This is a genomic window from Rhodanobacter hydrolyticus, from assembly GCF_044904645.1.
In genome coordinates this window covers 3203371-3223160 of sequence record NZ_JADIKK010000008.1, presented here as the reverse complement: position 1 = coordinate 3223160, position 19790 = coordinate 3203371, and the positions used below count along the sequence as shown (strand labels likewise).

Below are 19790 nucleotides of genomic sequence, written 5' to 3'. Positions count from 1 at the left end.
GGGCCGCGATGCCGCAGGCAAACGCACACTTACAGGCTGAAGCACCATGCTCATTCCCCTGATCCTCAGCGGCGGCAGCGGCACCCGCCTGTGGCCCGTCTCGCGCAGGAACCTGCCCAAGCAGTTCCTGTCCCTGGCCGGCCACGGCACGCTGTTCCAGCAAACCGTCGCACGCACGCGTGCGTTGCCGGAGGTTGCGGCACCCATCGTGGTAGCCAGCGAAGATCATCGCTTCCTCGCGGCCGAGCAGTTGCTGGAGGCAGGCGTCGAAGGTGCCGCCATCGTGCTGGAGCCATTGGCGCGCAATACCGCGCCGGCCATCGCGCTGGGTGCGCTGGAAGCGCTCAAGCGCGACCCCGAGGCGCTGCTGCTGGTGCTGCCGGCGGACCACCTGATCGGCGACACCGATACGTTCACCAACGCGGTGGCACAGGCACTCCCGCTGGCGAAACAGGGCTGGCTGGCCACCTTCGGCATCCGCCCCGACCGCGCCGAAACCGGCTTCGGCTACATCCGCCGGGGCGAGGCGCTGGAGGCAGGCTCGTTCCGTGTCGAGCGCTTTGTGGAGAAGCCCGACCTCGCCACCGCCGAAGGCTATCTCGCCGATGGTGGCTACGACTGGAACTCCGGCATGTTCCTGTTCCGTGCCGATCGCTACCTGGAGGAACTCGGCCAGCACGCACCGGCGATGCTGGCCGCCGTGCGTGCCGCGCATGCCGCCGCGCAGGGTGACCTCGACTTCGTGCGCGTGGACAAGGATGCCTTCGGCAAGGTGCCGGAGGATTCCATCGACTACGCCGTGATGGAAAAGACCACGCGCGCCGCGGTGGTTCCGGTGAGCTGCGGCTGGAGCGACATCGGCTCGTGGTCGGCGCTGTGGCTGGCCGGCGAACGCGACGCCGACGGCAACCTGCGCGAAGGCGATACGTTGACCGTGGACACGCGCAACTCGCTGCTGCGCTCGCACGGCCGTCACCTCGTCGCCACCGTGGGCGTGGAGGATCTGGTCGTGGTCACCACGCCGGACGCCACCCTCGTTGCGCATCGGGACGCAGCGCAGGAAGTGAAGAAGATCGTCGACCAGCTCAAGGCCAGTGGCCGCAGCGAGCATTCGTTCCACCGCGTCGTGCATCGCCCGTGGGGCAGCTACGACTCATTAGAGGCAGGCGAACGCTTCCAGGTGAAGCGCATCGTGGTGAAGCCCGGCGCAAGCCTCAGCCTGCAGATGCACCACCACCGTGCCGAGCACTGGATCGTGGTCTCCGGCACCGCCGAAGTCACCTGCGGCGACAAGGTGTTCCTGCTCGGCGAGAACCAGAGCACCTATATCCCGCTGGGCAGCACGCACCGCCTGCGCAACCCCGGCAAGGTGCCGGTGGAACTGATCGAAGTGCAGTCCGGCAGCTACCTCGGCGAAGACGACATCGTGCGCTACGACGACGTGTACGGCCGCGCGTAGGAACGGCTTCAGCCGCGACAAACCCGCCGAATCGCGCGCGCCGCCTACCGGGGTTGCAACCGCTTGCGCAAGCGGTATTCGTCACGCGCCACGTAGGCCGCCGCACCCAGCACCATCAGCGCCAGCAAATACCAGGTGATCAGGTAGTTGAGGTGGTGGTTGGGAAACTGGACAACCGTCATGCCACCGCGCGGCCATGCGGATGCGGCTGAACCCGACGGGACGTCGGCATCCACGAAGTACGGCGCCACGTCGGCGAGGCCGCGTGCCTTGGCGATCGCCGTCACGTCGCGGGTGTACCAGCTGTCGGCGGCCGGATCGTTGCGCGGAACCAGGCCGGAAGGCTCGCTGATACGCAGCAGGCCGGTGACCTTGACTTCACCCGCAGGCGCTGCCGGGCAATGTCCCTTGAAGTCGCACCAGCCATCGGGCGCGAAGCCGCGGTTCACCATCACAACGCTGCCATCATCGAGCCGCATGGGCGTGAGTATCCAGTAGCCCCCGCCGGCCTCGGTGGCCGTCCATACCCGCGTCTGGCGCCCAGCAATCCACGTGCCACTGAGTTGCACATGGCGGTATTCGGCGTTGGCCGCGGTGATGCCGACCCAATCCTCTGGCCCCGGCGCAGGCACTGGCGAAGCATGCACACGCTCGTTGGTGCGCGCGATCAGCGCCGTCTTCCAAGCCAGCCGCTGCACCTGCCAGGTACCAAGCGCCACGAAGCCGGAAAACAACACGATACCCAGCAGCGCCAGCAAGGCCAGCGCCAACGGGCCGCGCACGTTTCGCTCGCTGCCGTCGAAAGAAGTCGGGGTGTCAGACATGGCGCGCCATGATCGCCTGCCGCACGGTACGCGGCAGGCGAAGGACAAATTTGCCCATCAGTCGTTGGGCAAGCCGGATTGGCGACTGAACCACAGAGCCGCCAGCGTGCCCACGGCCCCCGTCAGCAGGTACAGACCCACATAGGGCACGCCGGCATAGATGGCGAGCGACAGCGCCACCAGCGGCGCGAAACCCGCACCGATCAGCCAGCCAAAGTCCGAGGTGATCATGGCGCCGGAGTAGCGGAATTCCGGAGGGAAGTTCGCGCTCACCGCGCCGGCCGCCTGCGCGTGAGTGAAGCCGAGCAAGGCATAACCGACGATGACGAACAGGTAGCTGTTCACCACGCCGCCCGAAAGCAGCAGTGCAGTCCAGCCGCTGTACACCGCGATCAGCACGCCGCCCACACCCAGCGTGGTGCGGCGGCCGAAGCGGTTCGCCACCTTGCCGGAGATGATCATGCAAGGCATGGCCACGAAGGCGCCGACCACCTGCACCAGCAGGAAGCTGGTCACCGATTGCTGCGTATAGAGCAGCGCCCACGACAGCGCGAAGATGGTCACCAAGTGGAACAGCGCATAGCTCGCCAGCGGGGCAAAAGTACCCAGGCCGACATTGCGGCCTTGCTCGCGCATCAGCTGGCGCATCGACGTGGGCTCGAGGTCGCGTTCCTTGAGCTGCTCGGCGTAACGCGGCGCAACCACCATGCGCAGGCTGGCGAACAACGAGACGATGTTGATGGCGAACGCGGCGAAGAACGGATAGCGCCAGCCCCACTCGATGAACTCCTGCGGCGTGAGGGCGGCCCAGATATAGGCGAACAGGGCCGCGGCGAGGATGAAGCCGATCGGGTCGGCCAGCTGCGGCAGCATGGCGTACCAGCCGCGCTTGTCCTTCGGCGCCTTGAGCGCCGCCAGCGACGCCAGGCCGTTCCAGCTTCCGCCCAGCGCAAAACCCTGCACAAAACGCAGCACCGACAGCGCCGCGATGGCGGCCCAGCCCAGCGTGGAGTAACCGGGAAGGAAGGCCGTGCCGGCCGTGGCCATGCCAAGCAGGAACAACGCGATAGTCAGCTTGGCAGCGATGCCGAACTGGCGCTGCAGCACCACGAAGAACATGGAGCCCAGCGGACGCGCGACGAAGGCCAGCGCGAACAGCACGAACGAATAGAACACGCCGTCCATGTGGCTGGCGAAGGGGAAGAACACTTCCGGGAACGCCAGCACGCAGCCCAGGCCGAACACGAACAGGTCGAAGGACTGGCAGATGCGACCAATCACCACACCGATGGCAAGGTCGCCCGAGGTGAGCTGGTCATGGGGATTCGCGCCGTGCGCTAGGGAAGCCGGTTGGCCGGCCGACTGGACGTTGCTGATTGACATGGGGATTCCGTGGAAAAGCGCGTGCAACGGGGATTGTCGAACAAAACCGATGTCGGCGTGACGGAACGCGATCGGCCGGCTCCATGCGGCCATCCAAATCCCTTCGCGGCACCGAACCACACCTGGACCAACCCGTCCAGCCGGGGAAACTCGACGACATACGGAGTATTATAGGCGCTCCCTGCGGGAGCAGTGTAAGCAGCTCCCCGTCGTCTCCCTACATAGATACATGTGTCCATGACAGTGAAACGCCTCCGCGGCTTGCTGCTGCTCCCCCTCGTGCTGCTTTCGGGCTGTCACTTCGCGTTGCTCGATCCTTCCGGCGACGTCGCCCGCCAGCAAAGCGACATCATGATCGTCACCACGCTCATCACCCTGCTGATCGTGGTGCCGGTGCTGGTCGCCATCGGCATCATCGCCTGGCGTTACCGCGCATCCAACAAGCAGGCTCATTACGACGCCCACTGGGACCATTCGCCAAGCCTGGAACTGCTGGTATGGGCCGCGCCGCTGGTCATCATCATCGCCGTGGGAGCCATCAGCTGGATCGGGACCCACCAGGTCGATCCTTATCGCCCGCTCACCCGCGTAGCACCGAACCAGCCCGTGGCAGTGGACGTCAAGCCGCTGGAAGTGGATGTGGTATCGCTGCGCTGGAAGTGGCTGTTCTTCTATCCGCAGTACGGCATCGCCACGGTGAACCAGCTGGCGGCGCCGGTAGACCGGCCGATCCAGTTCAAGCTCACCTCGGACGAAATGATGGATGCGTTCTCCGTCCCGGAGCTGGCGGGCATGATCTACACGATGCCCGGCATGCAGACGATGCTGCACGCCGTCATCAACAAGCCGGGCCAGTACCAGGGTTTCTCGGCCAACTACAGCGGTGAAGGCTTCACCGACATGCGCTTCACCTTCGAAGGCATGAGCCAGCAGGACTTCGACAGCTGGATCGCCAAAGCCCGCGCCGGAGGCGGTTCGCTCGACCTGCCGGCCTATGAGCAGTTGCGCCAGCCGGAGCGCAATGCGGCGGCGCGCTCCTTCGCCAGTTTCGAGCCCGACCTGTTCACGCGCATCCTCGATCGCTGCATCGATGCCAGCCAGACCTGCATGAGCCCGGCGATGTCTGCCGATGCCCATGCCGGCGGCGCCATGCAGGACATGCCGGGCATGCACGACGACAACACGACGCCTGCCGATGCCGCCAAGCCTGCCGAAACGCAGGCTGCCGAGACGCACTGATCTGCGCACACTGATCTGTTTTCTGGGATCCAAACCATGCTTGAACCCACATCACCCCCTGCCGCCAGGAGCTTCCTGTTCGGCCGACTCACGCTCGACTCGCTGCCGTTCCTGAAGCCCGACCTCGAAGGCCACATCGTCCTCGTCACCTTCCTGGCGGTCATCTGCGGCGGTCTCGCCGTGCTCGGCCTCATCACCTACAAGCGCCTGTGGGGCTACCTGTGGCGCGAGTGGTTCACCAGCGTGGACCACAAGAAGCTGGGCATCATGTACATGATCCTCGGCACGGTAATGCTGCTGCGCGGCTTCGCTGACGCCGTCATGATGCGTGCGCAGCAGGCGATCGCCTTCGGCCCGAACATGGGCTACCTGCCGCCCGAGCACTACGACCAGATCTTCACGGCGCACGGCTCGATCATGATCTTCTTCGTGGCGATGGCCTACATCGTCGGGTTGATCAACTACGTGATGCCGCTGCAGATCGGTTCGCGCGACGTGGCGTTCCCGTTCCTCAACAACCTGAGCTTCTGGTTCACGTTCTGGGGTGCGATCACCTTCATGGTGTCGCTGTTCGTGGGCGACTTCTCCACCGCCGGCTGGCTGGGCTACCCGCCCGTCTCCGAGCTGCAGCAGGGTCCCGGCGTCGACTACTACATCTGGGGCCTGCAGCTGTCCGGCGTGGGCACCCTGCTCAGCGGCGTCAACTTCGTGGTCACCATCATCAAGATGCGCGCGCCCGGCATGACGATGATGAAGATGCCGGTGTTCACCTGGACCTCGCTGTGCACCAGCGGCCTGATCATCGCCACCTTCCCGGTGCTCACCGCCACCCTGTTCCTGCTCTCGCTGGACCGCTACGTCGGCACGCACTTCTTCACCAGCGACTTCGGCGGCAATGTGATGATGTACATCAACCTCATCTGGGTGTGGGGCCACCCGGAGGTGTACATCCTGATCCTGCCGATCTTCGGCATCTACTCGGAGATCGTGCCGACCTTCTCGGGCAAGCCGCTGTTCGGCTACTCGTCGATGGTGTACGCCACCTGCGCGATCATGATCCTGTCGTATCTGGTGTGGCTGCACCACTTCTTCACGATGGGCTCGGGCGCGGACGTCAATTCGTTCTTCTCGCTGACCACGATGATCATCTCCATCCCGACGGGTGTGAAGATCTTCAACTGGTTGTTCACCATGTACCGCGGCCGCGTGCACTTCACCGTGCCGATGCTGTGGACGATGGGCTTCCTGTTCACCTTCACCATCGGCGGCATGACCGGCGTGATGTTGTCGGTGGCACCGGCGGATTTCCTGCTGCACAACAGCCTGTTCCTGATTGCGCACTTCCACAACGTGATCATCGGCGGCGTGGTGTTCGGCGTGTTCGCGGGCGTCAATTACTGGTTCCCCAAGGCGTTCGGCTTCAAGCTCGACGAGTTCTGGGGCAAGGCCAGCTTCTGGTTCTGGCAGATCGGTTTCTGGCTGGCGTTCGGCCCGCTGTACATCATGGGCTTCATGGGCGTGACCCGTCGCCTGAGTCACTTCGACAATCCTGCGCTGCAGCCGTACTTCATCGTCGCCGGCATCGGCGCCGCGCTGATCGCGCTCGGCATCGGCAGTTTCATCGTGCAGATCGGCATCAGCATCCTGCGCCGCAAGCAGTACGCGGTGGGCGGGGACCCGTGGGACGGCCGCACGCTGGAATGGGCCACCTCGTCGCCGCCGCCGGACTACAACTTCGCGTTCGTCCCGAACGTGCACGAGCGCGACGCCTGGATGGACATGAAGAAGCACGGCTACCAGCGCCCGCTGGAAGGCTTCAACGACATCCACATGCCGAAGAACACCGCCTCGGGCGTGGTCATCGGCGTGCTGTCCTTCGCCTGCTGCTTCGGCCTGATCTGGTACATCTGGTGGCTGGCTGCGGCGTCCTTCGTCGGCGTCATCGTCGCGAGCATCGTGCACACCTTCAATTACCACCGCGACTACCACATCCCCAAGGCTGAGGTGAACGCGTTCGAACACAGCGGCAACTGGCAGGACGCGGCCCAGGGAGCAAACGCATGAGCAGCACGGCTGTCGATACCGCGCAATCGCGATTCCTTTGCCTGAAGGAACAGCACGCGCACAACGGAACCCTGCTCGGGTTCTGGATCTACCTGATGAGCGACTGCTTCATCTTCGCGTCGCTGTTCGCCTGCTATGCCGTGCTGGGTACCAGCACTGCTGGTGGCCCGACGGCGGCGGATGTGCTCGACCTGCACGGCCTGGCGATCAACACCGCCTTGCTGCTGATCTCGTCGGTGACCTTCGGCTTCGCCATGCTGGAGATGGCGCGCAAGCGCAAGGGCGCCGTGATGCTGTGGCTGGCCGTGTCCGGCCTGCTGGCGGCGGGCTTCGTGACGCTGGAGCTCCGCGAGTTCGCCAGCATGATCGCCGATGGCGCGGGTCCGGGCCGCAGCGCCTTCCTGTCCTCGTTCTTCACCCTGGTCGGCACGCACGGCCTGCACGTGTCCGTCGGCATCCTGTGGCTGATCGTGCTGATGGTGCAATTGGGCAAGTTCGGCTTCAACGAAGCCAATATCCGGCGCATGCAGTGCCTGAGCATGTTCTGGCACTTCCTCGACCTGGTGTGGGTCGGCGTCTTCAGCTTCGTCTACCTGGCAGGTGTGCTGCGATGAGCCATTCCAATTCCCACGACCATGCAGTGCATGGCCACGAGCACAGCCACGACGAGCACGCGAACCACGGCAGCCTGCGCAGCTACCTGACCGGCTTCGTGCTGGCGGTGATCCTCACCGTCATCCCGTTCTGGCTGGTGATGGGCCACGTATTCCAGAGCCACTGGGTGACCATCACCCTCGTGCTGCTGCTGGCCATCGTGCAGATCCTCGTGCACGTGGTCTACTTCCTGCACCTCGATACACGCTCGGAAGGCGGCTGGAACATGCTGTCCTTTGTCTTCACCATCGTACTGGTGGTGATCGTGCTGGGCGCATCCATCTGGGTCATGTACAACGAAAACACCAACATGATGCCGATGTCGCCGCAGTATCAGCACAGCGGGGAGTGATCCTTGCGGCCGTCCTTGATCGCGAAGATCAAACAGACAGCCATCCACTCTTCGAGAAAAGCCGGCAATTGCCGGCTTTTTCTTTTCCAGCTTTCCGATGTTCGCTACCAAATACCGACAGGCCTATTCCACCGTCACGGACTTGGCGAGGTTGCGCGGCTGATCCACGTCGGTGCCGCGCAGCACCGCCACGTGGTAGGCCAGCAGCTGCAGCGGCACGGTGAACACTGCCGGTGCGATGAAGTCACCGCCAGCGTCGATACGCAGCAAATGGCCGCGTGCGATGTTGCCGTCCATCGGCGCAGCGCTGTCGGCAAACACGATCAGCTCGCCGCCACGGGCGCGCACTTCCTGCAGGTTGGACTTCAGCTTGTCCAGCAGCGGGCCGTTCGGCGCCACCGCCACCACCGGCATGTCCTCGTCCACCAGTGCCAGCGGGCCGTGCTTGAGCTCGCCCGCCGGATAGGCCTCGGCGTGGATGTAGGAGATTTCCTTGAGCTTGAGCGAGCCTTCCAGTGCCACCGGGTATTGCGCACCGCGGCCCAGAAAGAGTGCGTGATGGCGTGGAATGAAATGCTCGGCCAGCTCCATGATTTGCGGCTCCAGTGCCAATGCCCGCTCGATCGCGCGCGGCAAGGCCTGCAGCTGTGCGCACAGATCCGCGTAGCGCGCATCGTCCAGCCCGCGCTGTCGCGCCAATTGCAGGGACAACAGGGCCAACGCAGCAAGCTGGGTGGTGAAGGCCTTGGTGGAGGCCACACCGATCTCGGGGCCGGCGCGCGTCATCAGCTTCAGATCCGCCTCGCGTACCACCGAGGACTCCGGCACATTGCAGATCGCCAGCGTGCCCAGGTAGCCGCGCCGCTTCGATTCGCGCATCGCCGCCAACGTGTCCGCAGTTTCGCCGGACTGCGAGATCGCCACGAACAGCGTGCCCTCGGGCACTACCGCCTCGCGGTAGCGGTATTCGCTGGCCACCTCGACGGCGACCGGCAGGCGCGCATATTCCTCGATCCAGTATTTCGCCACCATGCCGGCGTGATAGCTGGTACCGCAGGCGATGATGTGCACGCCGCGCACTTTCGCCAGCAGCTCGCTACCGCCCACCCCAAAGATATTCGGCAGCACGCCGTTCGCGCCGAGGCGCGACTCCAGCGTATCGGCCACCGCGCGCGGCTGCTCGAAGATCTCCTTCTGCATGTAGTGGCGGTATTCGCCGCGCTCCACCGCATCGGCGGACAGTTCGCTCTCGTGTACCGCACGCTCGACCGGCTGGCCGTCCAAACCGAACACCTGCACGCGATCACGGGTCATCTCCACGACGTCGTCCTCGTCGAGATAGATCATCCGGTTGGTGACCTGGATCAGCGCCTGTGCATCCGAGCCCAGGAAGTGCTCGCCGATGCCCACGCCCACCAGCAGCGGCGCGCCACGGCGGGCACCGATCACGCGCCCGGGTTCGTCGCGGCTGATCACGGCGATCGCATAGGCGCCTTCCAGGCCGCGCACCACGGCCAACACCGCCTCGCGCAGGCTCATGCCCTCGGCAAGACGCTGCTCGACCAGCGCCGCTATTACCTCGGTGTCTGTCTCGGAGGTGAACACATGGCCGCGCGCCGCGAGTTCATCGCGCAGGCTGGCATAGTTTTCGATGATGCCGTTGTGCACGATCGCGACGCGCCCGGCGACGTGCGGATGTGCATTCGCCTCGTTCGGCACGCCATGGGTGGCCCAGCGCGTGTGTGCGATGCCTATGACTCCGGGAAACGGCGCGGCCAGGTACTCCGCTTCCATCTCGCGCACCTTGCCCTTGGCGCGCACGCGATGGATTTCACCGCCTTCCAGCACGGCCAAGCCAGCCGAGTCATAGCCACGATATTCCAGCGCCTTCAGGCCGGCGATCAGCAAAGGGGCCACGTCACGCTGGGCGGCGGCGGCAACGATTCCACACATGGCGAACTCCGTGTCGTCTGATGCAGGCAGAAGCGCGACTGTGCCGTCCGCGCGTTTCAACCAACTTTCGACACCGATGTCAGGCAGTCAGTTCACCTTGCGACGCAGCCAGTTCAGCAAGTCGATGCGGGTGATCAGGCCGAGGAATTGCTCGCCATCCATCACGATCGCCACATGGCCGCGCTCGAACACCGGCAACAGCGACTCGATCGGCGAACGCACGTCGAGCATCTGCAGATCGCTGATCATCGCCACCGACACGGAATCGCGGAAGCGCGCCTCATCGGCATGTACGTGCAGCAGCACGTCGGACTCGTCGACGATGCCCACCAGCTTGTTGCCGTCCATCACCGGCAGCTGCGAGACGTCGTACAGCTTCATGCGCGTATAGGCGGTGATCAGCAGCTCGTTCGGGCCGATCACCACGGTATCGCGCTTGGCGAACGGGCGCAGCAGCAGATCGCGCAGGTCGCCATGCTGCTCACGCTCGAGGAAGCCGTTGTCGAGCATCCAGTAGTCGTTGTAGAGCTTGGACAGGTACTTGTTGCCGGTGTCGCAGACCAGGGTCACCACGCGTTTGGGACTGGCCTGTTCGCGGCAATATTTCAGCGCCGCAGCCAGCAGGGTGCCGGTGGAGGAGCCACCCAGCACGCCTTCCTTCGCCAGCAGCTCACGCGCGGCAAGAAAACTTTCCTTGTCGGAAATCGCATAGGCCTTTTTCACGCGGCTGAAATCGCTGATCGACGGCAGGAAGTCCTCGCCGATGCCTTCCACCAGCCAGCTCGATGACTTGGTGGAGAGCGTGCCCTCGTTGATGTACTGGGCGAGGATGGAGCCCACCGGGTCGGCCAGCACGATCTCGGTGTGCGGTGAAGTCTTGGCGAAGTACTGCGACAGGCCGGTCATGGTCCCTGACGAGCCACAGCCCACCACCACGGCATCGATCCTGCCATCCATCTGCTCGAGGATCTCCGGCCCGGTGCTCTCGATATGCGCGCGAGGGTTGTCCGGATTGCCGAACTGGTTGATGAAGTAGGCGTCCGGCGTCTCGCGGGCGATGCGCTCGGCCATGTCCTGGTAGTACTCGGGGTGGCCCTTCGCCACGTCCGAGCGGGTGAGCACCACCTCGGCGCCCATCGCCTTGAGGTTGAAGATCTTCTCGCGACTCATCTTGTCCGGCACCACGAGTATCAGCCGGTAGCCCTTGGCCTGCGCCACCAGCGCAAGACCCAAGCCGGTGTTGCCGGCGGTGCCTTCGACCAGGATTGCCCCAGGTTTGAGCTTGCCTGCCTTCTCCGCGCCTTCGATCATCGACAGCCCGATACGGTCCTTGATCGAGCCACCCGGGTTCGCGCTCTCCAGCTTCAGGAACAGCTCGCACGGTCCGGTGTCGAGTCGCTGCGCACGCAGCATCGGGGTGTGGCCGATCAGTTCGAGAATGCTTTGCTGCACCTTCATGGAGGCTCCGTCGCATGGCAGACCGGTGGCGCGCCAGCGTCACCGTAGAAAGACTCATGATAACCGAGCATCACAAACGGGCCGGTAGAAACGTCGCGGCCCCGGCGCTCCTCCTGGGCGGAAGCTGCCGGGGCCGACGTGGCATATAGGGTCAACCGGTTAGTTGGACAACTGGCGCCGCCCTTCCCACATTCGTTCCAAGCGCGCCTTGGCGTACAGTTTTTCCTTCTTCATGCTGGCGAGGGTGAAGTCGTCGAGTGGGAGCACGCCGATCTCGGCGTCGTGCACCTTGCTGTCGAGTTCCCGATGGTGTTGATAAAGGCGACGGAATTCCGCATCAGCCTTCATCAATGCCTCGACGTCATCACGCTGCTGGTTTTCGAACATGATCCAACCTCCTCGTGAGTGAGCATGCGGGCGCACGAGCGCGCCCTTCCCCCCGTCGAATCATGCGCACACGCCTTCGCACACCCGTACCGGCAAACCGGTGGCGGGTGTGAAGCTGGCGAAAAAGTGGGGCATGGTTCGGACCGGCGGGCATGGAGCGGAACGGCTCCATGGGTTCGACCCTACTCCCCCCGGAAAAGTGCCGCAAGCCCATATGGCATCGCCTGTGGCGAGCCGCTAAGGCTGCGTGAAATCCGCATCAAGAACTAAGAAGCCACGGCGGTGCGCAGCCCAAAAACAGCACACCCTCCGCGACCGCCAGCCAACACGCTGGATCAAGGCTTGCCGCCGGCGTCCTGCTGCTGCATCTGCGCACGCATCGCCTTGGCGGCCTTGGCAGCAAGGTCGGCCTCACGCTTGGCGGAACGGGCCACCCGGCTCTGCGCCTCGGCCAGCTTCTTGGCCTTGGCTGCCTCGGCTTGGGCCTGCTGGGCCGCCATCGAATAGGCCTCGCCCTGCTCCTGCAAACGCCGCGCTTCCTCCTGTGCCATCTGGTTAAGCAGGCGCTGGCGCTCCAGTTCGCGTTGCGCCGTCTCCGCCTCGCGACGAGTGTTCTCCAACTGGATCTGGTCATGCTCGCGATCCAGCTGGGCCAGCTTCATCTGGGCGTCCTGCAGCTGGGCAGAAGCGCGGGCCGTGTCTACCAGACGCTCAGCCATGTACAGCGCGTGCGGCCGGTCATGCGAGTCGGCCTGGGCGAGCTGGGCGATGGCATTACGGGCCAACGACTGCTCGGCCTGGGCGTAGTTGCCCAACACCGGATCGCTGGAAAGCTGGTTGAGGTTGCCGGTCAGCCGGCTGACGTCGATGTCGTCGCGATGGGCCTGGGCGGTACCGGCGATGCCGAGCGCGATCATGCCGGCAGTGAGTGCGATGGCGAGGCGCTTCATTGCTGGCCTCCCGCGGGCTGGAAGCCCTGCGTTGCGTTGGAATCCTGCGACGAAGACGGCGGGGGCGCCAGCGCCGAGGCCGATGGTGCCGGCATGTCTTCCATCGGGGAGGCGGGAGGCATCGCGCCGGAAGCCGCGGGCGCGGGTGCCGAGCCGGCGGCTGCCGGTACCGGCAGCGGCTTGGCGAATTCGGCGGCAGCCGCGGCGGCGGCCTGCGCGCCCTGCTCGCGCAGCTCGGCATTGGTATTCATCTTGTCCTGGATCTTGGCCCGTGCAGCACCAAGGTTGGCTTTGGTACGCGCCAGATCGGCGTCCGCCCGCGATTCGGCCGCCAGATCGGCCGCCAGCGCATACTTGCGGTCGGCCATGGCGGCCTGCGCCTGCTGGAACTTGTCTTGTGCGAAGCCCAGGTCCACCGGGTCGTAGTCGGGGGCTCCAGCATCGCGCGCCGCCTGCAACTGCACTTGCGCCTGGTTCATCGCCTCATTCGGCGGAGGGACGCTGGCGCAACCTGCCAGCAGCAGCACACCGGCCAGCAAGGCCGACAGGGCTGGCAATCGGATTGACTTACTCAATTCTGTCGCATTCCGGGCCGATAAAGGGAGGATGTGCACCATCACGCATTCCTGATTAAGCTTCTGGGCGTATTGTGGGCGTGCGCAATCGCTCAATGCAACGAAAACAAACAGGGGATCTGGCGTGGATATCGGTTACTTCCTCAAGCTGATGGTCGACAAGGGCGCCTCGGACATGTTCCTGTCCACCGGCGCACCGGTGAACATCAAGGTCGAGGGCAAGCTCTACCCGCTGGGCAACACCGGCTTGCCGGGCGGCATGGTGAAGAAGATCGCTTACTCGCTGATGGACGAGGGCCAGGTACCGCAGTTCGAGCGCGATCTGGAGCTCAACATGGCGCTGGCGGTGAAGGAAGCCGGCCGCTTCCGCATCAACGTGTTCAAGCAGCGTGGCGAAGTGGGCATGGTGATCCGCGCGATCAAGAGCGAGATCCCCAACGTCGAGCAACTGCAGCTGCCACCCATCTTCCGCGAGCTCATCATGGAGCCGCGCGGGCTGATCCTGGTGGTGGGCGCTACCGGCTCGGGCAAGTCCACCACCCTGGCGGCAATGCTCGACCATCGCAACACCAATTCGGCCGGCCACATCCTCACCATCGAGGATCCCATCGAATACCTGCACCGGCACAAGCGCTCCATCGTCAACCAGCGCGAGGTGGGGCTGGACACGCACAGCTACCACGAGGCGCTGAAGAACGCGATGCGCGAGGCGCCGGACGTCATCATGATCGGCGAGATCCGCGACACCGATACGATGGAGGCGGCCATCGCCTTCTCCGAAACGGGGCACCTCTGCCTGGCCACCCTGCACTCCAACAACGCCGACCAGACGCTGGAGCGCATCCTCAACTTCTTCCCCGAATCGGCGCACAAGAACGTGCTGATGAACCTGGCGCTGAACCTCAAGGCCGTCATCAGCCAGCGCCTCGTGATCGGCAAGGACAGCCGCCGCCTGCCCGCGGTGGAAGTGCTGCTGAACACCCCGCTGATCCGCGACATGATCCGCCGCGGACAGGTGCATGACATCAAGGAAGCGATGGATCGCAGCCTGCAGGAGGGGATGCAGACCTTCGACCAGTCTCTGTACCGGCTTTACAAGGAAGGCCGCATCGAACTCGACGAGGCGCTCAACAAGGCCGACTCCCGCGATGGCCTGGCGCTGAAGATCCGCCTCGCCGAGGGCGGCGGTGCAGGCGACAACGCACTGATGGGCGGCAGCAACGATCCTTACGGGATGGGGTTCTAGACCCAGGCGTCAAGTCGCGGGGCGCGCACCGCCGCCCCGCGCCCTTGACCCGGCCGAAGCTCGGCACTCAGCGCGCACCAGGTTCGACACGGCCACGCCGTGTTCCTCGATGCCGGGGGAAGACCTCGATGCGACGGCTGACATGGATCGACCATGCGCACGCGAACTCGCCGCCGCACCGACCATTCGGTAATCAATCGGCAATGCCCCTGCACGCCATACGATCCGTGCCGGCGGCACCGATGCCACCGCGAAAACGCAGCAGGTAGCAATCGCATGGAGCGGCCGAGACATGCCTCTAAGCAGCATCTTGTCGTAGCCACCGCCCTGCCGATCGCGTTGCCCGCACCACCGCTTGTTTCCAGGTGGATACCGCGCAGTCACCCTTGCACGGCGGGCGCGTCCGGTTGCGCTTCCGGCGCGGCCATGCGAAACGCCTGGAGTTCACTGCAGGCCGCATCGATGCGGCGAATCGTCGGGTAGTCGTCCAGCGGCAGCTTCCAGCGCCGCGCGTTGTATACCTGTGGAATCAGGCAGGCATCGGCCATGCCTGGCGTGTCGCCATGGCAGAAACCGCCGGTGGCCGCATTGTCCGCCAGTATCGCTTCCAGCGCCGCGAAGCCCGTGGCGATCCAGTGCCGCGACCATGCGCCACGCTGCGCCTCGTCGGCGCCCAGCTCGCTCTCCAGGTATTGCAACACGCGCAGATTGCCCAGCGGATGGACGTCGCAGGCCACCAGTTGCGCCATTGCCCGCACCTGCGCACGACCGCGCGCATCAACTGGCAGCAAGGGCGGTTCGGGATGGAGTTCTTCGAGGTATTCGATGATCGCCAGCGATTGCGTCAGCGTCCGGTCGCCGTCACGCAGGCTTGGTATCAGCTGCTGCGGGTTCATCGCGGCGTACGCCGACGCGTGCTGCTCGCCACCGTCCTTCACCAAATGCACGGGACGGTTCTGGTAGCCCAGCCCCTTGAGGTTCAACGCGATGCGCACGCGATAGGCAGCGCTTGAGCGCCAATAGCCGTACAGCACGAGTCCTGAGGTCATGGCACCTGCCCGCTGCGGAAAACCCGCAGTTTAATTTGCATCCCCTCCCGGGGGGCGGGAAAATGGGCGATTCCAGCCGCCCTGGCGGCCCATCGTTACCACCGGAGCTTTGATGTGACCGTCCTGCGCATGAGCGACCTCGACCTCCACGGCCAGCGCGTGCTGATCCGCGAAGACCTCAACGTGCCGATCGACGACCACGGCCGCATTACCTCCACCCAGCGCCTCGATGCCGCGTTGCCGACGATCAAGGCCGCGCGCGACGCCGGCGCGAAGGTGATGGTGCTCTCGCACCTGGGCCGACCAAAGGAAGGCCAGTTCGACGAGGCCTCCTCGCTGGCACCGGTGGCGGCATGGCTGGGCGACAAGCTGGGCAAGCCGGTACGGCTGGTGCGCGACTACCTGGACGGCGTTCCCGTCGCCGACGGCGAGGTGGTGGTGCTGGAGAACTGCCGCATGAACGTCGGCGAGGGCAAGGACGACGAAGCCCTGTCGAAGAAATATGCCGCGTTGTGCGACATCTTCGTGATGGATGCCTTCGGCACCGCGCACCGCGCACAGGCTTCCACCCACGGCGTGATCAAGTTCGCACCGGTTGCTGCCGCCGGCCCTCTGCTCTCCGCCGAATTGGATGCGCTGGGCAAGGCGCTGGAAAATCCCGCGCACCCGCTGCTGGCGATCGTGGCCGGATCCAAGGTCTCCACCAAGCTCACCCTGCTGGAGAATCTGATCGGCAAGGTTGATCAGCTGATCGTGGGCGGCGGCATCGCCAACACCTTCATCGCTGCGATGGGTCATTCGGTAGGCAACTCGCTGGTCGAGCCCGACCTGCTCGACGCCGCAAAGAAGGTCCTGGCCGATGCCAAGCGCTGCGGCGCAGAAGTACCGCTGCCGGTGGACGTGGTGGTGGCGCCGGAGTTCTCCGCCAACGCACCGGCCTCGGTGAAGGCGGTGGACCAGGTGCGCGAAGGCGAAATGATCCTCGACATCGGACCGGAGACGGCCAGGTGCTACGCCGAGCTGATCGCCAAGGCTGGCACCGTGGTGTGGAACGGCCCGGTCGGGGTGTTCGAGTTCGACGCCTTCGGCAAGGGCACCGAGACGCTGGCACGCGCGATCGCGGCATCCAGGGCGTTCTCCATCGCCGGCGGCGGCGACACGCTGGCCGCGGTGGACAAGTACGGCATCGAGAAGGACATCTCCTACATCTCAACCGGCGGCGGTGCGTTCCTCGAGTTCCTCGAAGGCAAGGAGCTGCCGGCGGTGGCTGCTCTCAAGGCGCGCTCCGGCCAGTGACCCTCTGCCTGTTCGACCTCGACGGCACGCTGATCGATTCGGAGCCCGGCATTACCGCGTGCATCCGCTACGCCTTCGACAAGCTGGGCGTGCCGGCGCCGGCCGAGCTGCGTTCGTGGATCGGGCCGCCGCTGCGGCACGGCTTTGCGCCCCTGCTGGACCATGATGCCGAGCGCGTCGAAGCGGCCGTGGATTACTACCACGAGCGCTTCGCCACGCTGGGCTGGCGCGAACACGCGATCTATCCCGGCATCGCGGCAACGATCGAGCGCCTGCATGCTTCCGGCCATACGCTGGCCGTAGTCACCAGCAAGCCCGAACGCCATGCACGCCCCATCCTCGAAAACCTGCCGTTCGGCGACACGTTCGCCCGCCTGTATGGCCCCCATCCGGCCAGCCCGCACAGCGAGAAGGCATCGATGATCGCCACCGCGCTGACCGATTTTGGCGTTGCACCCGAGCAGGCCGCCATGGTCGGCGACCGCCGCTTCGATATAGAAGGCGCGCTGGCCAACCGCGTACGCGCCATCGGTGTGCTATGGGGGTTCGGCAGTCGAGAGGAACTGGAGCTGGCCGGCGCGCAGGCGCTGGCCAGCGATCCGGGCCACCTCGCCGAGATGCTGGCGTAACGCCTTCCCCGACTGACAAAAACGCCGCGGAGACCGCGGCGTTTTTGTTCGGGAAGTTTCCCGCCTATCAGCCAGCGACGCGTTTCACCGCGTCGACCACGTTCGTCACGGTGATGCCGAAGTAGTCGAACAACTGCTCCGCCGGGGCCGAGGCACCGAAGGTCGTCATGCCGACAACCTCGCCGTCCAGGCCCACGTATTTGCGCCAGAAATCGATGACGGCAGCCTCAACCGCCACGCGCGCACGGCACCAGCCGGGCAGCACGCCTTCGCGGTATTCCAGCGGCTGGGCATCGAAAGTCTCGGTGCAGGGCATCGACACCACGCGTACCGGCAAGCCCTGCTGCGCCAGCGTGCGCATCGCTTCCATCGCCAATTCCACTTCGGAACCGGTGGCAATCAGGATGGCCTTGAACTTCGTGTCCGCCGGATCCGAGAGCACATAGGCACCCCGCGCGATGTCGGCCACCTGCTGCGCGCTGCGCTGCTGGTGCTTCAGCGTCTGGCGTGAGAACACCAAACAGGACGGACCGTCCTTGCGCTCGATCGCCGCCTTCCACGACACCGCCGACTCCACCGCGTCGCAGGGGCGCCACACGCGGTTGTTCGGGATATAGCGCAGGCTGGCCAGGTGCTCTACCGGCTGGTGGGTGGGACCGTCTTCGCCCAGGCCGATCGAGTCGTGGGTATAGACGTGGATGGAGTGCGCCGGGATCAGCGCGCTCATGCGCACCGCATTGCGCGCGTAGTCGGAGAACACCAGGAAGGTGGCGTCGTAGGGAATGAAGCCGCCATGCAGCGCCAGGCCGTTGCCGATCGCGGTCATGCCGAACTCGCGCACGCCGGAGTGGATGTAGTTGGCGTTGGGGCTGGTTTCGGTGACGCTGACCGAGCCCTTCCAGATCGTGAGATTGGAACCGGCGAGATCGGCCGAGCCGCCGATCAGTTCCGGCAGCAGCGGGCCGTAGGCATCCAGCGTCATCTGCGAGGCCTTGCGGCTGGCCACGTCCGGGCCTTCGGCCTGCAGCTTGTCGATCCAGGCCTGCGACTTCACGGTCCAGTCCGTGGGCAGCTCCGCGGCAAGGCGGCGCTTCAGTTCGGCCGCCAGATCGGGGTGCGCCTTGGCGTAGGCATCGAACAGCGCGTTCCATTCGGCTTCGTGTTTCGCGCCGGCAGATTTTGCGTCCCAGCCGGCATAGATCTCGGCGGGAATTTCGAACGGCGGGGAGCGCCAGTCCAGCATGTCGCGTGCGGCGGCCACTTCGTCCTTGCCCAGTGCCGAGCCATGACAGGCTTCGGTGCCTTCCTTGTGCGGGGCGCCGAAGCCGATGATGGTCTTGCACATCACCAGCGTGGGCCTTGCGGTTTCCGCCTTGGCGGCGACCAGCGCGGCCTTGATCTTGTCGGCGTCGTGGCCATCCACGTCGCGGATCACGTGCCAGCCGCAGGCCTCGAAGCGCATCGCGGTGTCGTCGGTGAACCAGCCCGGCACCTCGCCGTCGATGGAGATGTTGTTGTCGTCATAGATCAGGGTGAGCTTGCCCAGCTTCCAGGTGCCCGCCAGGGAGATCGCCTCCTGCGAGACACCTTCCATAAGGCAGCCATCACCGCAGAACACCCAGGTGTGGTGGTCGACGATATCGAAGCCCGGCTGGTTGAAGCGCTCGGCCAGCACCTTCTCGGCCAACGCAAAGCCCACGCCGTTGGCGATGCCCTGGCCCAGCGGACCGGTGGTGGTTTCCACGCCCACCGTGTGATGCGCCTCGGGATGGCCCGGGGTCTTCGAGTGCAACTGGCGGAAGCGTTCCAGCTCGCTCATCGGCAGGTCATAGCCGGAGAGGTGCAGCACGGCGTACTGCAGCATCGAGCCGTGACCGTTCGAGAGCATGAAACGGTCGCGGTTGAACCAGTGAGGATTGGCCGGATTGTGCCGGTGGAAGTCGTTCCAGAGCACCTCGGCAATGTCGGCCATGCCCATCGGCATGCCCGGATGGCCGGAATTGGCCTTCTGCACGGCGTCCATGGCGAGGGCGCGCACGGCATTGGCAAGTTGACGGCGGGTGGTCATGGGGCGTTCTCCGGGACTGGCGGCGGCGAAAAGCACGCATTGTCGCCGATCCAGCTGAAGCTGTCGCGCGATTGCCCCTATTGGCATCGCTTGGCTTCTTGACATTAACCTGCACTTAATTATGAACTGGTCGGTATTGAATTCCTTCAGCCACCTCCTCATTTAATGGTCCGGCGCCGCCTACGAGCTGGTGCCGAGCCGTGG

17 protein-coding genes are annotated in these 19790 nt (G+C 64.9%); 8 read left to right on the top strand and 9 right to left on the bottom strand.

Annotation, left to right across the window (positions count from 1 at the left end; genetic code table 11):
* The first annotated feature begins 46 nt into the window (after positions 1-46).
* On the top strand, positions 47-1459 hold the full coding sequence (locus tag ISP25_RS17070) for a mannose-1-phosphate guanylyltransferase/mannose-6-phosphate isomerase (protein ID WP_404615573.1): 1413 nt from the start codon (positions 47-49) through the stop codon (positions 1457-1459).
* A 44-nt stretch (positions 1460-1503) separates the two neighbouring features.
* On the opposite strand, the gene ISP25_RS17065 is transcribed toward ISP25_RS17070, so the two are convergent.
* On the bottom strand, positions 1504-2283 hold the full coding sequence (locus ISP25_RS17065) for an SURF1 family protein (protein WP_404615571.1): 780 nt from the start codon (positions 2281-2283) through the stop codon (positions 1504-1506).
* A gap of 57 nt (positions 2284-2340) precedes the next feature.
* The gene (locus tag ISP25_RS17060; protein ID WP_225578417.1) at positions 2341-3666 is read right to left on the bottom strand and encodes an MFS transporter; all 1326 of its coding nucleotides are present in this window, start codon (positions 3664-3666) and stop codon (positions 2341-2343) included.
* 237 nt (positions 3667-3903) lie between these two features.
* On the opposite strand from ISP25_RS17060, the gene cyoA reads away from it, so the two are divergent.
* The 4 genes from cyoA (at position 3904) to cyoD (ending at position 7975) form a co-directional block, all read left to right on the top strand.
* Entirely contained in the window at positions 3904-4905 is a 1002-nt protein-coding gene (gene cyoA / locus ISP25_RS17055; RefSeq protein WP_404615569.1) for a ubiquinol oxidase subunit II, read from the top strand.
* 75 nt (positions 4906-4980) lie between these two features.
* Positions 4981-6969 carry a cytochrome o ubiquinol oxidase subunit I gene (gene cyoB / locus ISP25_RS17050; protein ID WP_225578426.1) on the top strand — a complete coding sequence of 663 codons (1989 nt, stop codon included), beginning with the start codon at positions 4981-4983 and terminating at the stop codon, positions 6967-6969.
* Positions 6966-7583 carry a cytochrome o ubiquinol oxidase subunit III gene (gene cyoC / locus ISP25_RS17045; RefSeq protein ID WP_404615567.1) on the top strand — a complete coding sequence of 206 codons (618 nt, stop codon included), beginning with the start codon at positions 6966-6968 and terminating at the stop codon, positions 7581-7583. The genes cyoB and cyoC overlap by 4 nt, the downstream gene beginning before the upstream one ends.
* The gene (gene cyoD / locus ISP25_RS17040; protein WP_404615565.1) at positions 7580-7975 is read left to right on the top strand and encodes a cytochrome o ubiquinol oxidase subunit IV; all 396 of its coding nucleotides are present in this window, start codon (positions 7580-7582) and stop codon (positions 7973-7975) included. The genes cyoC and cyoD overlap by 4 nt, the downstream gene beginning before the upstream one ends.
* A 123-nt stretch (positions 7976-8098) precedes the next feature.
* Here cyoD and glmS read toward each other — a convergent pair whose 3' ends face one another.
* The 5 genes from glmS to ISP25_RS17015 all read right to left on the bottom strand — a co-directional run bounded on the left by glmS (position 8099) and on the right by ISP25_RS17015 (position 13298).
* Complete coding sequence (gene glmS, locus ISP25_RS17035; RefSeq protein WP_404615563.1) at positions 8099-9928, bottom strand: glutamine--fructose-6-phosphate transaminase (isomerizing); 1830 nt, start codon at positions 9926-9928, stop codon at positions 8099-8101.
* A gap of 87 nt (positions 9929-10015) precedes the next feature.
* Entirely contained in the window at positions 10016-11386 is a 1371-nt protein-coding gene (locus ISP25_RS17030; protein ID WP_192158290.1) for a pyridoxal-phosphate dependent enzyme, read from the bottom strand.
* 159 nt (positions 11387-11545) lie between these two features.
* Positions 11546-11773 (bottom strand): YdcH family protein, encoded by a 228-nt coding sequence (locus tag ISP25_RS17025; RefSeq protein ID WP_192105879.1) that lies wholly within the window; start codon positions 11771-11773, stop codon positions 11546-11548.
* A gap of 335 nt (positions 11774-12108) precedes the next feature.
* Positions 12109-12723 carry a hypothetical protein gene (locus ISP25_RS17020; RefSeq protein ID WP_404615560.1) on the bottom strand — a complete coding sequence of 205 codons (615 nt, stop codon included), beginning with the start codon at positions 12721-12723 and terminating at the stop codon, positions 12109-12111.
* Complete coding sequence (locus ISP25_RS17015) at positions 12720-13298, bottom strand: DUF4398 domain-containing protein (protein WP_225578416.1); 579 nt, start codon at positions 13296-13298, stop codon at positions 12720-12722. Before ISP25_RS17015 ends, ISP25_RS17020 begins: the two co-directional genes overlap by 4 nt.
* 124 nt (positions 13299-13422) lie before the next feature.
* On the opposite strand from ISP25_RS17015, the gene ISP25_RS17010 reads away from it, so the two are divergent.
* Positions 13423-14544, top strand: coding sequence for a PilT/PilU family type 4a pilus ATPase (locus ISP25_RS17010; protein ID WP_192158286.1), 1122 nt, complete (start codon positions 13423-13425; stop codon positions 14542-14544).
* A gap of 380 nt (positions 14545-14924) precedes the next feature.
* On the opposite strand, the gene maiA is transcribed toward ISP25_RS17010, so the two are convergent.
* Positions 14925-15593: a maleylacetoacetate isomerase gene (maiA, locus tag ISP25_RS17005; protein ID WP_404615558.1), complete on the bottom strand. Its 669-nt coding sequence runs from the start codon at positions 15591-15593 to the stop codon at positions 14925-14927.
* A gap of 114 nt (positions 15594-15707) precedes the next feature.
* Between maiA and ISP25_RS17000 the strand changes: the two genes are divergently transcribed.
* Together ISP25_RS17000 and ISP25_RS16995 are read left to right on the top strand one after the other, a co-directional pair.
* Complete coding sequence (locus ISP25_RS17000) at positions 15708-16889, top strand: phosphoglycerate kinase (protein WP_404615556.1); 1182 nt, start codon at positions 15708-15710, stop codon at positions 16887-16889.
* Positions 16886-17518, top strand: a complete 633-nt coding sequence (locus tag ISP25_RS16995) for an HAD hydrolase-like protein (RefSeq protein ID WP_404615554.1) — start codon at positions 16886-16888, stop codon at positions 17516-17518. Before ISP25_RS17000 ends, ISP25_RS16995 begins: the two co-directional genes overlap by 4 nt.
* 67 nt (positions 17519-17585) lie before the next feature.
* Here the strand turns inward: ISP25_RS16995 and tkt are convergent, their stop codons facing one another.
* Positions 17586-19586 (bottom strand): transketolase, encoded by a 2001-nt coding sequence (tkt, locus tag ISP25_RS16990; protein ID WP_404615552.1) that lies wholly within the window; start codon positions 19584-19586, stop codon positions 17586-17588.
* Between the last annotated feature and the right edge of the window lie 204 nt (positions 19587-19790).

What these genes read in the sequence shown, in the direction of transcription:
- ISP25_RS17070 (WP_404615573.1), top strand. Translation starts at nt 47, where the DNA reads ATGCTCATTCCCCTGATCCTCAGCGGCGGCAGCGGCACCCGCCTGTGG.
- ISP25_RS17065 (WP_404615571.1), bottom strand. Translation starts at nt 2,283, where the DNA reads ATGTCTGACACCCCGACTTCTTTCGACGGCAGCGAGCGAAACGTGCGC.
- ISP25_RS17060 (WP_225578417.1), bottom strand. Translation starts at nt 3,666, where the DNA reads ATGTCAATCAGCAACGTCCAGTCGGCCGGCCAACCGGCTTCCCTAGCG.
- cyoA (WP_404615569.1), top strand. Translation starts at nt 3,904, where the DNA reads ATGACAGTGAAACGCCTCCGCGGCTTGCTGCTGCTCCCCCTCGTGCTG.
- cyoC (WP_404615567.1), top strand. Translation starts at nt 6,966, where the DNA reads ATGAGCAGCACGGCTGTCGATACCGCGCAATCGCGATTCCTTTGCCTG.
- cyoD (WP_404615565.1), top strand. Translation starts at nt 7,580, where the DNA reads ATGAGCCATTCCAATTCCCACGACCATGCAGTGCATGGCCACGAGCAC.
- glmS (WP_404615563.1), bottom strand. Translation starts at nt 9,928, where the DNA reads ATGTGTGGAATCGTTGCCGCCGCCGCCCAGCGTGACGTGGCCCCTTTG.
- ISP25_RS17030 (WP_192158290.1), bottom strand. Translation starts at nt 11,386, where the DNA reads ATGAAGGTGCAGCAAAGCATTCTCGAACTGATCGGCCACACCCCGATG.
- ISP25_RS17025 (WP_192105879.1), bottom strand. Translation starts at nt 11,773, where the DNA reads ATGTTCGAAAACCAGCAGCGTGATGACGTCGAGGCATTGATGAAGGCT.
- ISP25_RS17020 (WP_404615560.1), bottom strand. Translation starts at nt 12,723, where the DNA reads ATGAAGCGCCTCGCCATCGCACTCACTGCCGGCATGATCGCGCTCGGC.
- maiA (WP_404615558.1), bottom strand. Translation starts at nt 15,593, where the DNA reads ATGACCTCAGGACTCGTGCTGTACGGCTATTGGCGCTCAAGCGCTGCC.
- tkt (WP_404615552.1), bottom strand. Translation starts at nt 19,586, where the DNA reads ATGACCACCCGCCGTCAACTTGCCAATGCCGTGCGCGCCCTCGCCATG.